General features: G+C 62.2%; 14 protein-coding genes and 1 pseudogene. 5 read left to right on the top strand and 10 right to left on the bottom strand.

What is annotated here, in order from left to right; genetic code table 11:
* Positions 1–19 precede the first annotated feature (19 nt).
* Positions 20–763 carry a FadR/GntR family transcriptional regulator gene (locus U5760_RS15875; RefSeq protein WP_322013054.1) on the top strand — a complete coding sequence of 248 codons (744 nt, stop codon included), beginning with the start codon at positions 20–22 and terminating at the stop codon, positions 761–763.
* A gap of 42 nt (positions 764–805) precedes the next feature.
* Here U5760_RS15875 and U5760_RS15870 read toward each other — a convergent pair whose 3' ends face one another.
* From U5760_RS15870 to U5760_RS15860, 3 genes are read right to left on the bottom strand one after another with little or no spacing between them, the layout of a single operon-like run.
* The gene (locus U5760_RS15870) at positions 806–1,735 is read right to left on the bottom strand and encodes a Gfo/Idh/MocA family oxidoreductase (protein WP_322013052.1); all 930 of its coding nucleotides are present in this window, start codon (positions 1,733–1,735) and stop codon (positions 806–808) included.
* A gap of 31 nt (positions 1,736–1,766) precedes the next feature.
* On the bottom strand, positions 1,767–2,144 hold the full coding sequence (locus U5760_RS15865; RefSeq protein ID WP_322013050.1) for a type II toxin-antitoxin system VapC family toxin: 378 nt from the start codon (positions 2,142–2,144) through the stop codon (positions 1,767–1,769).
* Positions 2,144–2,380: a type II toxin-antitoxin system Phd/YefM family antitoxin gene (locus U5760_RS15860; protein ID WP_322013257.1), complete on the bottom strand. Its 237-nt coding sequence runs from the start codon at positions 2,378–2,380 to the stop codon at positions 2,144–2,146. Before U5760_RS15860 ends, U5760_RS15865 begins: the two co-directional genes overlap by 1 nt.
* Positions 2,381–2,545: 165 nt before the next feature.
* Here U5760_RS15860 and U5760_RS15855 point away from each other — a divergent pair, with 165 nt between their 5' ends.
* The gene (locus U5760_RS15855) at positions 2,546–3,703 is read left to right on the top strand and encodes a transporter substrate-binding domain-containing protein (RefSeq protein ID WP_322013049.1); all 1,158 of its coding nucleotides are present in this window, start codon (positions 2,546–2,548) and stop codon (positions 3,701–3,703) included.
* Positions 3,704–3,791: 88 nt separating this feature from the next.
* Here the strand turns inward: U5760_RS15855 and U5760_RS15850 are convergent, their stop codons facing one another.
* Positions 3,792–4,691, bottom strand: a complete 900-nt coding sequence (locus tag U5760_RS15850; protein WP_322013048.1) for an SDR family oxidoreductase — start codon at positions 4,689–4,691, stop codon at positions 3,792–3,794.
* A gap of 93 nt (positions 4,692–4,784) precedes the next feature.
* Here U5760_RS15850 and U5760_RS15845 point away from each other — a divergent pair, with 93 nt between their 5' ends.
* Positions 4,785–5,633: a helix-turn-helix transcriptional regulator gene (locus tag U5760_RS15845; protein ID WP_322013046.1), complete on the top strand. Its 849-nt coding sequence runs from the start codon at positions 4,785–4,787 to the stop codon at positions 5,631–5,633.
* Positions 5,634–5,712: 79 nt separating this feature from the next.
* Here the strand turns inward: U5760_RS15845 and U5760_RS15840 are convergent, their stop codons facing one another.
* Positions 5,713–6,219 carry a universal stress protein gene (locus U5760_RS15840; protein WP_322013044.1) on the bottom strand — a complete coding sequence of 169 codons (507 nt, stop codon included), beginning with the start codon at positions 6,217–6,219 and terminating at the stop codon, positions 5,713–5,715.
* 129 nt (positions 6,220–6,348) lie between these two features.
* Here U5760_RS15840 and U5760_RS15835 point away from each other — a divergent pair, with 129 nt between their 5' ends.
* A complete protein-coding gene (locus U5760_RS15835) occupies positions 6,349–7,209 on the top strand; it encodes a class I SAM-dependent methyltransferase (protein ID WP_322013042.1) in 861 nt (286 codons plus the stop codon).
* 46 nt (positions 7,210–7,255) lie between these two features.
* Here the strand turns inward: U5760_RS15835 and U5760_RS15830 are convergent, their stop codons facing one another.
* From U5760_RS15830 to U5760_RS15820, 3 genes are all read right to left on the bottom strand, one after another.
* Positions 7,256–8,551: an MFS transporter gene (locus U5760_RS15830; RefSeq protein WP_322013040.1), complete on the bottom strand. Its 1,296-nt coding sequence runs from the start codon at positions 8,549–8,551 to the stop codon at positions 7,256–7,258.
* 281 nt (positions 8,552–8,832) lie between these two features.
* Positions 8,833–9,708: an isocitrate lyase/PEP mutase family protein gene (locus tag U5760_RS15825; protein ID WP_322013038.1), complete on the bottom strand. Its 876-nt coding sequence runs from the start codon at positions 9,706–9,708 to the stop codon at positions 8,833–8,835.
* Between the two features lie 202 nt (positions 9,709–9,910).
* Complete coding sequence (locus U5760_RS15820; protein ID WP_322013037.1) at positions 9,911–10,549, bottom strand: GntR family transcriptional regulator; 639 nt, start codon at positions 10,547–10,549, stop codon at positions 9,911–9,913.
* Between the two features lie 260 nt (positions 10,550–10,809).
* Here U5760_RS15820 and U5760_RS15815 point away from each other — a divergent pair.
* Positions 10,810–10,989: pseudogene (locus U5760_RS15815) on the top strand (hypothetical protein); the annotation flags it as partial.
* Positions 10,990–11,250: 261 nt separating this feature from the next.
* On the opposite strand, the gene U5760_RS15810 reads toward U5760_RS15815, so the two are convergent.
* The gene (locus U5760_RS15810; RefSeq protein ID WP_322013035.1) at positions 11,251–11,955 is read right to left on the bottom strand and encodes a CoA transferase subunit B; all 705 of its coding nucleotides are present in this window, start codon (positions 11,953–11,955) and stop codon (positions 11,251–11,253) included.
* Entirely contained in the window at positions 11,952–12,659 is a 708-nt protein-coding gene (locus tag U5760_RS15805) for a 3-oxoacid CoA-transferase subunit A (protein WP_322013034.1), read from the bottom strand. Before U5760_RS15805 ends, U5760_RS15810 begins: the two co-directional genes overlap by 4 nt.
* Between the last annotated feature and the right edge of the window lie 353 nt (positions 12,660–13,012).

Here is a 13,012-nt window from a genome sequence, read left to right as displayed (position 1 = left end):
GCGCACCCGCCGGGGAACCATGGATTACCGCAATCTGCAGAATCGCAAAAGCATGCACGGGCGCATCGTGCAGGAACTGGGCATGCAAATCGTCGGCGGACGATTCCAGCCCGGCCAGCGCCTGCCGCCCGAACCCACGCTGTGCGAAACCTATGGCGTGAGCCGCCCGGTGCTGCGCGAGGCCACGCGCGTGCTGGTGGCGAAGGGGCTCGTCGTCTCGAAGCCGCGCGTGGGCAGCGTGGTGCGCGCGCGCGAAGACTGGCACATGCTCGACCCCGACGTGCTCTACTGGACCGTCAACAGCCTTCCCGAAGGCGCGTTCTTCCAGTCGCTCATGACCGTGCGCCAGATCATCGAGCCCGCGGCCGCCGCGCTCGCCGCCATCTCCGCGAGCGATGCGGATGTCGCGCGCATCGGCGCGGCCTATGCACACATGGAGGCGGCCCAGTCGGCCGCCGAACTGCTCGAGCCCGACCTGGAGTTCCACCGCGCCATCATGGCGGCCACGCACAACGACATGCTCGCCTATATCGGCAACATGCTCACGCTCGCGCTCACGGAATCGATCAAGCTCACGAGCCGCCACCCGAACACGCACGCGCTCTCGCTGCCGCGTCACAAGGCGATCTATACGGCCATCCAGAATCGCGACGCGCTGGCCGCGCGCCAGGCAAGCGTCGTGCAACTCGACAATGCGCGCGCCGACGCCAACTCGATTCTCGGCGGCGCGGCGCTCGAACCCGAGCCGCCGAGGCGCGACTGAAAGCCGGGTCCGGCCGCTCGTACGAAGCGGCGTCGCCCTCTGTCAATGTCCGAACGGCTCCACTTCGACGTGACGGCCCAGTAGGAACGCATCGGCCACGAGTTGCAGCGGGCGCACGTCCACGTCTTCGGCGCCGTGTTCGATCAGCCAGCGGAAGCGTTCGTAGAGTGCGGGATATTCGCGCTCCGCTTCGAGCGCGACGGGCTCGCCCGCTATCGTCATGCGCTTGCCGCCTTCGCTGATCGCAAGCAGCCCGTCCGCGGTCTCCACGTCGATTTCCCATTGCTCCACGGGACCGTGCCGCCAGTCGAATTCGGCGCGCACGGGCACGCCATCCGTATCGAGGCAATCCAGTTCCGCGGCGATGGGCGTCGCGCAATCGGCGGGAACGTGCAGCGTAGCCGCGCGCAACAGCACTTCGCGCGGCAGCATGCGCGTGACGATGGAAAGCGCGTTGATGCCCGGGTCGAATACGCCCAGCCCGCCCGGCTCCCAGATCCATTGCTGGCCCGGGTGCCAGCGGCGCACGTCCTCTTTCCAGCGCACGTGGACCGAGCGGATCGCGCGGTTCGCGAGCCACGCGCGCGCGGGTTCGACGGCACTCGCGCAGCGCGAGTGCCAGGTCGCGAAGAGCGTGCGCCCCTGCGCACGCGCGAGGCCACGCAGCGCCTCCACCTCGCTCACGCTCGCGCCCGGCGGCTTTTCCAGCATGACGTGCCGGCCTGCCAGCAGCGCCGCACGCGCCTGCGCATAACGCACCTGCGGCGGAGCGCAGAGCGAAACCGCGTCGAGACCGGGCTCGGCAGCGAGCAGCGCATCGAGATCGGTGTAGTTGCGCACGCCATCGACCTGCGCATTGCGGCTCGAGCAGGCAACGAGCGTGAAGCCGGGATTCGCGGCGACCGCGGGCAGATGCTGGTCGCGCGCGATCTTGCCGACGCCGGCGATGGCCAGCTTGCAGGAAGGGTTCATGGCGGGTTCCGGGTTCGAATGGGGCGATTGGCTAGACTGCCACAACCAGATCGGTGTACTTCGACAAATGAGCATCCGCACTCACTAGCCGAAGCGGTTCGTACATCGCCTGTGCCACGAGAATTCTGTCGAACGGATCGCGATGAATCTCGGGGAGATCGCGAACCCTCGCCGCATGGACTGCGCGTACCGGCAGTTCGAGAAAGCCGCTTCTCCCGATCTCCGCAACGAGCAGATTGACATCGACATCGAGCTTGCCGAGGCCCGACTTGATCGACGCTTCCCAGATACTGGCGCTGCTGACGAACACATCGTCGGCGTCGAGAATGATCTTCCTCGCCTCCTTCGTCAACCTCCGGTCGTCCGTCACTGCCCAGAGAAATACGTGCGTATCGAGTAGCAGACGCATCAACGCCCCTCGAACCCGGCAAGCACGTCATCCGGCAACGGGGCGTCGAAATCGGCGGCAATGCGCACCTTGCCCTTCAGCCCGCCAAAGCGCCGAACAACCTTCTCCTTCTCCATCGCGACAAGACGCGCGGTCGGTACGCCGGCCTTCGCAATGACGATTTCCTCGCCCGCGGCCGCCGCATCGACAAGCCGGGAAAACTGGGTCTTCGCTTCGTGAATATTGACCATCTGCATAGCTGCCCCCATGTGGACTAAGTCCATGTTAGTCCACCCCGCCCGGTGGCGCAAGCCTTTCGGCGAAAGCGACGTCTCGACAGCGCGACACCGGCCCGCTAAAGTCGCAGCATCAGACGTTTCCCCCATGCAGAACAACAACACGAAAAGGACGGATCGGCGTTCATGAAAGCATGCGGTTCGGCGGATTCGAAGCAAGCCGTGCATGGAGCACGGCGTCCTGGCGTCGCGACTCGCTGGCGCACGCTCATACACACCGGGCTCCTGCTGCTGGGCGCGCTCGTCAGTCTTCCCTACGCCCACGCGCAGCAGTCCGGCGCGACCGTGCGGGTGGGCACCTTCCTCATTGCGCCGTTCGTGATGCAGCAAAACGGCCAGCTCACCGGCTTCTCGATCGATCTGTGGACCGAAATCGCCGCGCGCCTGCATCTGCAAACCCGCTACGACATCGCCCCCAGCGTCAACGCCCTGTTCCAGACACTGCGCACCGGCCAGGACGACGTGGCCGTCTCGGGGCTTTTCTATAGCGTCGAGCGCGACCGCGAGTTCGACTTCTCCTATCCGATCATGGAAGCCGGCCTTCGGGTGATGGTGCGCGACACGGGCGAAACCGAAGAAGTCACGCCGTTGCGCAGTCTCGGCGCATTGCTGGTGTCCCGCACCACGCTGCTGTGGTTCGCCGCGGCCGTCGCGCTGACCGCGATTGCCGCTCATGCGGTCTGGATCGTGGACTATCTGCACGCGCGCCGCCGTGGCGAGCGCGAGCCCTATTTCCCGGCCATCTTCCGTGCGCTCTACTGGTCAGGCTCCACGTTGCTGACCCAGGCCGACGAGCCGCGCCGACTGTGGATCTCCCGCGGCATGGCGCTGATCTGGATGTTCGTCGGGATCGTGTTCGTCGCGTCGTACACCGCGGAACTCACGACGAACCTGACCGTGCAGCACATTCGCGGCGCGATCGACGGGCCCAACGATCTCGCCAACAAGACCGTCGCCACGCTGGGCGGCAGCTCGGCCGTGCCGTGGCTGCAGGACCACGGCGCGCAGGTGCGCGAGTACGTGCGCAACCGCGACATCTTTTTGGCGCTCGCGAACGGCGACGTGGACGCCGTGGTGCTCGGCTCGGCAGGGCTCGGCTACGTCGCCTCGCACGAGGGCAAAGGCCGCGTCAAGCTGGTGGGACCGGAGTTCAACCCGAACGACGTGGGCTTCGTCTTCCCGGTCAACAGCGCGCTGCGCCGCCGCGTGGACGGCGCCCTGCTGGCCATGCGCGAGGACGGCACGTATCAGCGGATCTACGACAAGTGGTTCGGCGAGGAGTGATGCGTCGCGCCGAACCCACCCGTTTTGTATCGCAGTCCTGATCGATCTGCCTTCTTCGCCTCGCCGCGCACGGGCGGCCCGCCTTGCGTCAGGCGCCGGCAGCGAAATAGCCCGGCTGGTCCAGATCCTCCAGCAGCGTCGGGTGCGTCGGTTGCCAGCCCAGCAAGGCGCGGGTGCGCTGGCTGGAACTCGGGCAGTCGATGCTGGCGAAGCGTGCGAACCAGCCGAAATGCGCCTCGGCTTCTTCGGGCTGGATCGCCACGACCGGGATGTTCAGGCGACGCCCGATCACCCCGGCAATCTCCCGGAACGGCACGCCCTGCTCGGCAATCGCATGGAAAGGGCCGCCGCGTGCGCCATGCTCGAGCGCGAGCCGATACACGCGCGCCGCATCGAACCGATGCACCGCCGGCCAGCGGTTCTCTCCTTCGCCCACATACGCCGCCACACCCTTTTCCCGCGCAATCGCAATGAGTCGCGGCACGAAGCCGTGGTCGCCGAGGCCGTGCACCGTCGGCGCGAGGCGAACGGCGCTCACGTTCACGCCACGCTCGGCGAATGCGCCGGCAAGCGTTTCGGGGGCGCGCGGAAACGCGGGAATGATGGCGTGGGGCGGATCCTCCTCCGTCGTGACGCGCCCAGGCGCCAGCAACGCAATGCCCGACGAAACGATGAACGGCCGACCCGAGCCCGCCAGCGCGCCGCCCAGCGCCTCGATGGCGCGTCGCTCCTGCTCGCAGTTCTCGGCGAACTTCGAGAAGTCGTGATTGAAGGCCGTGTGGATCACACCATCCGACTGCGCCGCGGCCTCGCGCAGCACGTCGAGGTCGTCGAGCGTGCCGCGGCAGACCTCGGCCCCCGCCGCCGCGAGCGCCTTGGCGCCTTGCTCCGAACGCGCGAGACCGGCCACGCGATGTCCCGCCGCGATCAGATCCTTGACCACGGCCGAGCCTACCCAGCCCGTGGCACCGGTTACGAATACACGCATGATGAAGTCCTCCAAGGTTAGCGTGAGGCTAATATCGATGCGTGGCTTATCGTGGTAAAGTAGTGGCGTTATCGTGTTATAAAAAATAACAGGATGAGCGATTCCAGCGGCAATCCCCGCCAGTTCGGTGACTATCTGAAAGACCGCCGGTCGAAACTCGACCCGGCGGCGTTCGGCTTTTCCTCGAAGCGCCGCCGCACGCCGGGGCTGCGCCGCGAGGAAGTGGCGCAGCGCGCCAATATCAGCCCGGCCTGGTACACGTGGCTCGAACAGGGCCGCGGCGGCGCGCCGTCCGTCGACGTGCTGGACCGCATCGCCAACGCCCTCATGCTCACGAGCGTCGAGCGCGAGCATCTCTTTCTGCTCGGCCTCGGCCATCCGCCCGAAGCGCATTACCAGAACGACGAAGGCGTCACGCCGCGGCTGCAGCACGTGCTCGACGCGATGAATCCGTGTCCCGCGCTCATCCGCACGGCAACGTGGTCCGTGGTCGCCTGGAATCGCGCGGCCACCGTGCTGCTGGTGGACTATGGCGCGGTGCCGCCCGCGCAGCGCAACGTGCTGCGCCACATGTTCCTCGATCCTCGCGCACGGACGCTGCAATACGACTGGGAGAGCGTGGCGCGATTCGTGGTGGGCGCCTTTCGCGTGGACGTGGTCCGCGCCGGCGCCACCGCGGCGGTGAGCGACCTCGTGGACGAGCTCTGCCGCGAAAGCCCCGAGTTCGAGGCCATGTGGCGCGACACGGCGATCCCTACGCGCCACGAAGCCGTGAAACGCATCCGCCATCCCGTGTTCGGCCCATTCTCGTTCGAGTATTCGGGGTTCGCAGTCGATGGCCGGCCGGATCTCACCCTCGTGGTGTACAACCCCGCCACGCCCGCGGACGCCGCGAAAATCAGCGCCGCGCTGAACAACGCACCTGCGCTGGAATCGGCCTGAACGATCCGCGCTGAGCCGAACCGTTCGCGGCTCGGCCCAGCGCGGGCGCGCGCCCGTACCGCGCCCTTTACCGCACCCGTTACCGCGCGCGCACCGAAGGCACCGTGCTCCAGCCGGTGCCCGCACGATGAGCCGAAGCCAGTTCGCGCTGGCCCGAAGCGATCTGCACCGGGGCCTCGGTATGCCGGCGCACGGCGGCGGCGACGTCCTCGTCGAGCCAGCGCCACCAGCCGGGCCGGCGCTTGCCGAGCACGATCAGATCGACGCTTTTTTCTGCGGCGAATGCGGCAATCTCGCGGCCGATCATGGAGCCGGTCAGCGGCATCGTGACCAGATGGGTTTCGCCTCCCAACGCTTCTTCGTCCAGCTTCCGCGACACACGTGCGGCGATTTCACGGCCGTGCGCCTCCATCGCCTCGACGATCAAGCCGTAATCGCTATCGGCCGGGCCGAGAAAACAAGGGGTGGGATCGACCACGTGCAGCGCGTAAAGCTGCGCGTCGTATTTGCGTGCGGTTTCGATGGCCGACGCCAGCACGGCGTTGTCCTGACTGGCGCCAACCGCAACGAGAATCTTCGTGTACATGACGGGTGCCTCGCGTAGTGAAGGGAGTGAGCCACGAGAGCCGCGCTGTGCGCTCCGTGATCCATGGCCGTATCATCGCGGGGCTGGGTTAGTGGAAAATTAGCCCACCCATCGTCCAGGGAGCCCTGCATGACCGACACCCCGCGCGCCGAACCGGAGAGCACCGCCGTACGCGTCGCGCTCTGGCGCGCCCTGCACGCCGAAGCCGATCCCGCGCCGCACGTGCTCGACGACACGCTCGGCCTGCGTCTCGCCGCGCCGCCCGAAGGCTGGCGCGAACGCCCGGACATGAACCTCGCCGGCACGCGCGGCTATCGTGCGTCGATCGTCGGGCGCGCGCGCCTGATCGAAGACCTGGTGGCCGACGAAGCGGCGCGCGGCGTCGCGCAGTACGTCATTCTCGGCGCGGGCCTTGATACGTTCGCGCAGCGCCGGCCCGAAGTGGCCGCACGGCTCACGGTATTCGAAGTGGATCAACCCGGCCCGCAGGCGTGGAAGCGCGAGCGGCTGAACGCGCTCGGTTATGGTGTGCCCGACACCTTGCGCCTCGTGCCCGTGAACTTCGAAGCAGGCGAGTCGTGGTGGACGCGGCTCGTCGACGAAGGCTTCGCGACCGGCAAGCCCGCCGTGATCGCCTCGACCGGGGTTTCGATGTACCTCACGCGCGAAGCCAATCTCGCGACGCTGCGCCAGATCGCGCAACTCGCGCCTGGCTCCACGCTCGCGATGACCTTCCTCCTGCCGCTCGATCTGATTCCCGACCCCGCCGAGCGCGCGCAGCACGAAGCGGTCTACGCGCGCGCCCGCGCGGCCGGCACGCCGTTCGTGAGCTTCTTCCGCCCCGACGAAATGCTGGCGCTCGCCCGCGAAGCCGGATTTCGCGAAGCGCGTCATGTCGGCACCGGTGAACTCACGCAGCGCTACTTCGAAGGCCGCAGCGACGGCATGAAACCGGCCAGCGGCGAATCGTTCCTGATCGCCACGACCTGAGCATGCCGACCACCCCACTCGTCCTGCGCCCGCTCGACATGCTCGATTAGATGACCCGATACTCCTTCAGCCAGAAAGAGGCAAAGAAGCCAATCAGCGCACACACGGCTCCTGCGAGGAAAATCAGGACATAAGAGCCAGTGGCATCGAGAAGATAGCCCGATACAACGGGCGCGGATGCCCCCACGAGTTGCCCCACCGTATTCATGAAACCCCCGACGGCGCCACCCGCTTTGGTCGGGAACATGAGCGTCGTGAACGGCCAGACAAGCACCCACATGTTGACAAAGAGCGTAAATACGATCGTGAGCGAGATCACCGCCCACCATGGAACGATGCGAGGGCCCAACAGCGCGAAGACGACGAAAAGCAGCGAACATATCGTAGTGGCCACCAGTGCAGCCCTGACCGTGCGGCTACGCCCCAGCCGGTCGGAAAGATATCCGCCGACGGGTTGACTCACCACGGCCGGAACGGTCGCAGCGAAGGCCCAAAGAAGACCCGCGGACCGGACGTCGATGCCGTACGCGCTATTGAGAAACGCAGCAAACCACGTCCATACGAAATAGAGTGACCCGAGGTAACCGGCGTAGACCAGCGCGAGAATATACGGGTACCAGGAGTGGGACATGATATGACCGAATCCCGGCTCTTTCATTGGCTTGCCCGTAACCGTCTGGTTGTTGTCGAGCGAGGCGAGGCCGAGATCTTCGGGCCGGTTGCGAATCACGAGCGGAACGAGCACCGTTATGATGAGCCCGGGAATGGCAGACCAGAGAAAGCCGCTCTGAAGAGTCGATAAGCCGAACAGCGCGACAGATCCCGTCAGGAGAAAGGGCATCGCGCCCCCGCCAAGAAGTGTCCCCACCGGGCTGGCGGTACCCAGAATTCCTGTCTGCAGTCCACGATGGCGAGGCGCAAACCAGCGTGCCAACGCCGGATTCAACGGCACCCATATTGCAGCCGCGCCGGCTCCGATGATTGCGCGTGCGGTAATACCGAGCCAGAGGCTGCTTACATGAAAAGCAAACGCAACACTGGCCAGTGCGATCATTGCCGTACCGAGGCTGACTGTCCAACGAGCTCCGATCCATTTCTCGCTGACGTAGCCCCATGGTATTTGTGTCAATGCATAGGCCCAAAGATAGGCAGAGTCGACCCAGCCCATCGTGGATGCGCTCCAATGATAGGTTTGCCGAAGAATTGGCATAACCGTTGGAATGTTGTAGCGCATAAAAACGTCGACGCAGTAGGCCAGCCATGCAATGGCGAGAATCCGCCACGAACGGGCGTAGTATCCGTCGAGGCGTCCCTTTGATACGACGTCTTGTGATTCATCCATTGTCGCTTCCATTGATCTCCACCTTCTCTTAATAATTACGCTCGCCGACAAATTGTGTGATTCGTCAGCTCAGTCGTCCTGAAGCCCGTTTTTTATGATGAATATTTTTCCGTTCTAATACAGTGCGCGACGCATCAATACCTAATTGATCATATCGATAAGTTATCCTATTTATATAGGATAAAAAATTCGACAATTTAGCATCCCCTGCAAACAAACCGGAGCGCCGCTCATCCAGACAAGGATAGAGAAGCGTTTTTTTCGACGCCGCCTGTCGATCACTAACCTCGATATTGCCTGGCTCGCTGCACATATTCGGCATAGCCCATACCAGACTCAAACTGGGTTGTACTTTCGGTGTGGCGAATGGCAGTGCGAATATCCCTGTTCTGGCTCAAATCTTCGAGTAGGCCGCGGACGCCCTTGGCTGCTGCGCCCAGCGTCAGATAGAACAACACGATCAGGTCGGCGCCGGACTCGGCATAGTCGGACAAATTACTGGAAGGCACGTCCTCGCCAGGACGATCGGGAAGATCACCCAGTACCATGACCGGCACCGAGAGACGGTGACGGATCTCCGATAGCTGCTTCGCAGTCAATCCGGGAGCAAACACCGCGTCGGCGCCAGCGTCCTGATAACGCTGCAGCCGCGACACGCAGTCCTCGAGGTCGTGATTTACCCATACCGCGTCGGAACGGGCGATCACGGTGAAGTCAGGATCGGTTTTGGCATCCACCGCAGCACGGATCTTTGTCGCCATCGTTTTCGCGTCGATCAGGCCTACGGGTGCGTCAGTATGCTTTCCCCCCAGGTTATCCTCGATGTGAATCCCGGCAACACCGGCCTTTTCAAACGCGCGGATAGTGCGCCAGATATTGGGGGCATCGGAAAATCCTGCTTCCCCATCCGCCAACACGGGAAGATCCGTAGCCGCAGCGAGCCGAGCTGCATAATCTGCAATGTCGGTGAGATTGAGCAAACCTACATCGGGAAGCCCAAAACCCGATGCTGCTGTCGCATAGCTACCGATATATACCCCTTCGAACCCGGCTTGATCGACGAGCTTCGTGCTCAGCGCATCGTAGGCTCCTGGAATAAGCGTCGCCTTGCCGTTGTGGAGGTACTCCTTGAATTGGCTGGTCTTTCTGTTGTTCATGAGTTGCCCTGTAAGATTACGATAACGAAAACACTACCCTTCCCACCCTCGGCGAGCGAAATCATGTATATTATTTAACATTCCTAAATTTATAAAAATAACCATATCCTCATATCGATATCCGATACAAGGAACCTCATTTTTAAGTTAAAAAATATTTCTCAGATCGCCGAGATGAGGGCCATACGCGCCAATCCGCAACTTAAAACACAAAACTGATATATTTTTCGAGCGTTAGCCGGGCACTTTTCATATTTTCCCGCTTAAGCTCCTCCGCTCGAACAGGGTCCCGTGCGGCCAGCGCACGGATAATTTCCTTGTGTTCCTGAAAGCTCTGCGCCGCGCGGCCCGGCAAGATCAGCGTTCTTTTTATTATAAATTGCGTTTTCTCGTAAATGCTTTCGAGAAATCCCGTCAAGGTGGGGTTGTTTGCAGCAGCTATCGTGCTGGCACGATATTCCAGAATCGCATTAAACAAACTCTCGCAATCATTGTTTTTTACTGCTGCCTCCAGTTCATCGCCGAACAGATCAATGAGATGCGTCCATGCACCAGCTGGGGCATTTTGGGCCGCCAGGCGCGCGCACAGCCCCTCCAGCATCTCGAATACATCGTAGAGTTGCATGTAATCCGACGCGGTGAAGGTCTTCACAACCGCACCCTGGTTTGGTACCCGATCAATGAGTCCACGCCGCTCGAGAGCGATGAAGGCCGACCGTATCTTCGCTCGATCAACACCAAATTCAGTCGCCAGAGGCAACTCCCGGAGCTTCGTGCCCGGCTGCAACTGCCAGCTACTAATCCGCTCCCTCAGGATCGCTTCAATTTCAGTGGTATTCATGAATGGAAAAAAGTTGGTAAGCGCCTTGCGCCTTGTACGGAACGGCTGACGACGCGTCCGAATTCCCGAAATACCCCATCAATCGGCCCGGCGCCAAGGGCGACGGCTTCCCGCTCGTACACACTCATGTCAGCACAATAGCCATCCGTCTTGACGTTAACTTTACTGTTAACAATTTTGGCAACCATAGGGGAATACCCGAGGCAGGGCCTTGAGTCCCTCTCGAAACGCATCGGCGGCGACATCCATCGTGCCATTCAATGGCTCAAGCGCTCATAGCGAAGAAGATATCTGCCGTTTTCGGTGCAAATGCGCGATGCGCTGCCGACGCGCATGAACGCACGCTGGATCAACGGGGCGACGCCCTTATCCGTCGGGTATGCACTAACTTCACGCGCCTTGACTCCCGGCTGGCGGGGTACAGCTTTGAAGTTGCGTGCGATGTCGATAATCCGTTGCGGGGTCCTGCGGGGGAAGCGGCCGTATTCGGCTCGCAAAAGACGCGACTTCCAGATCGACGCCGCGACGGCATCGGGTGGCAGCACGAGCGCCGCGCTGCCGGCTGTGGCGCAAGGCGTGCCTATGGCACAGTAGTCCGGCGCGCCTGTTCGATTGACGCACATACAGCCACAACACGTCACACATTCCACGGACTGTCAGCGCGGATTCACAGAACGTCGGTTTCGGCCCGCAACAATCCTTCAGAGGTTGGGAACAACGAGTTCTACGACCGGATCTTCGATATAAAGCGTAGCGCCAGTCATGGCCTGGAGTTCAGCAAACGACATGGCGGGCAACTTCTCGCGAAGGACGAAGCGATTATCTTTCACGTCGATAACGGCGTGGCTTGTATAGATCCGGTTTGTGCACCCGATACCGGTGAGCGGAAACGTGCAACGCTCAACCAGCTTGGGTTCGCCATTTTTTGTCACGTGCTCCGTCACCACGCAGACCCGCTTTGCGCCATGAACGAGGTCCATCGCGCCGCCAACAGCCGGCACGCCCTTCTCGCCGACCCGCCAGTTCGCCAGGTCTCCGGTCTGCGCAACCTGAAACGCGCCGAGGATCGCCACATCGAGATGACCGCCCCGCACCATCGCAAAGCTATCTGCGTGATGAAAAAAAGAGGTACCCGGTCTGATCGTCACAGCCTTCTTGCCAGCATTGACAAGATCCCAATCCTCTTCGCCCGGCGCGGGTGCCGGGCCGAAATCGAGGATGCCGTTTTCGGTGTGGAAGATCGCGCGCCGGCCCGGGGGCTGATAGCGCGCCACCATCTCGGGGAAGCCGATGCCCAGGTTGACATAGGCACCGTCCGCGATGTCCTGCGCAGCGCGCCAGGCAATCTGTGCGCTGGAAAGCTTGATATCGTCCCGCATGTTCAGGATTTTGGTGTCTGTGGTCATCGAAAGGAGGCTCCGGTGCGAATGAGTTGCTCCTCCTGAGCAGGATCCTGAACCTCGACAATATGATCGACAAAGATGCCGGGGGTCACGACATGTTCGGGATCGATATCGCCCAAAGGCACTATTTTGGATACCTGAACGATTGTTGTCCCGGCCGCCATGCACATTAGCGGGCCGAAGTTTCGGCCTGCCTTATTGTAGAGAAGGTTGCCATGAACATCTGCGACTCGCGCCTTCACTAGCGCGAAGTCGGCTTTGAGCCAACGCTCCTGGACATAGAAGCGCCCATCGAATTCGGCTACCGGCTTCCCCTCCGCGAGTTCGGTGCCGTAGGCAGCAGGCGTGTAAAAGGCAGGAATTCCGGCCCCGCCGGCGCGGATACGCTCAGCCAGCGTGCCTTGCGGGACCAGTTCAAGCTCGAGTTCTCCCGCCGCATATCGCTCATTGAAAGCCCGCGGATCGGAAGAGCGCGGGAACGAGCAGATCATCTTTCTGACCATCCCGGCGTCGATCATGGCGGCGATGCCAATGCGGCCGGCGCCTGCGTTGTTGTTGATGACCGTGAGGTTTCTTGGCCCGTGGTCAATCAGCGCATGCACGAGTTCGACAGGCGCCCCAGATCCGCCAAAGCCGCCGATCATCACGGTTGCACCGTCTCCAATACTCGCCACAGCCTCGACCGGGTCCACGACGGTTTTGTTCATTGCCTGGCTTCTCCAGAAGTCAAGATTCCCCCGTTACTCGATATGCCTGTTGAGGCAAATGGGACACTGGCCCACGTAATCCGCGAACCCGCGGATTACCCCTCTCCCCCATTCGCCGCACCGCCTCCTACCATGCCTCCTTGAGTGAGACGAGTCACGCCCGCCCGAACCCAACTCAATTTCTCATGATCGATACATTTCAATATACGCGACAATTTTACGATTGTCGATAATCTTCACCACGGCCCAACGCTACCTCGCGAGGTCCAACCCTGCGCACAGAATATTCAGTCTTTGAAATCGGATGAATTATCGTTAGAATATCAATGATCGATAATTACGCATCCTATCGT

The organism is Paraburkholderia sp. J12, assembly GCF_905220215.1.
Classification (GTDB): Bacteria; Pseudomonadota; Gammaproteobacteria; order Burkholderiales; family Burkholderiaceae; genus Paraburkholderia.
The sequence above is the reverse complement of the archived record's forward strand: the minus strand, read 5'-3'. Positions and strand labels throughout refer to the sequence as shown.

What these genes read in the sequence shown, in the direction of transcription:
- U5760_RS15835 (WP_322013042.1), top strand. Translation starts at nt 6,349, where the DNA reads ATGACCGACACCCCGCGCGCCGAACCGGAGAGCACCGCCGTACGCGTC.
- U5760_RS15805 (WP_322013034.1), bottom strand. Translation starts at nt 12,659, where the DNA reads ATGAACAAAACCGTCGTGGACCCGGTCGAGGCTGTGGCGAGTATTGGA.
- U5760_RS15860 (WP_322013257.1), bottom strand. Translation starts at nt 2,380, where the DNA reads ATGCAGATGGTCAATATTCACGAAGCGAAGACCCAGTTTTCCCGGCTT.
- U5760_RS15825 (WP_322013038.1), bottom strand. Translation starts at nt 9,708, where the DNA reads ATGAACAACAGAAAGACCAGCCAATTCAAGGAGTACCTCCACAACGGC.
- U5760_RS15820 (WP_322013037.1), bottom strand. Translation starts at nt 10,549, where the DNA reads ATGAATACCACTGAAATTGAAGCGATCCTGAGGGAGCGGATTAGTAGC.
- U5760_RS15810 (WP_322013035.1), bottom strand. Translation starts at nt 11,955, where the DNA reads ATGACCACAGACACCAAAATCCTGAACATGCGGGACGATATCAAGCTT.
- U5760_RS15850 (WP_322013048.1), bottom strand. Translation starts at nt 4,691, where the DNA reads ATGCGTGTATTCGTAACCGGTGCCACGGGCTGGGTAGGCTCGGCCGTG.
- U5760_RS15845 (WP_322013046.1), top strand. Translation starts at nt 4,785, where the DNA reads ATGAGCGATTCCAGCGGCAATCCCCGCCAGTTCGGTGACTATCTGAAA.
- U5760_RS15870 (WP_322013052.1), bottom strand. Translation starts at nt 1,735, where the DNA reads ATGAACCCTTCCTGCAAGCTGGCCATCGCCGGCGTCGGCAAGATCGCG.
- U5760_RS15855 (WP_322013049.1), top strand. Translation starts at nt 2,546, where the DNA reads ATGAAAGCATGCGGTTCGGCGGATTCGAAGCAAGCCGTGCATGGAGCA.
- U5760_RS15875 (WP_322013054.1), top strand. Translation starts at nt 20, where the DNA reads ATGGATTACCGCAATCTGCAGAATCGCAAAAGCATGCACGGGCGCATC.
- U5760_RS15840 (WP_322013044.1), bottom strand. Translation starts at nt 6,219, where the DNA reads ATGTACACGAAGATTCTCGTTGCGGTTGGCGCCAGTCAGGACAACGCC.
- U5760_RS15865 (WP_322013050.1), bottom strand. Translation starts at nt 2,144, where the DNA reads ATGCGTCTGCTACTCGATACGCACGTATTTCTCTGGGCAGTGACGGAC.
- U5760_RS15830 (WP_322013040.1), bottom strand. Translation starts at nt 8,551, where the DNA reads ATGGATGAATCACAAGACGTCGTATCAAAGGGACGCCTCGACGGATAC.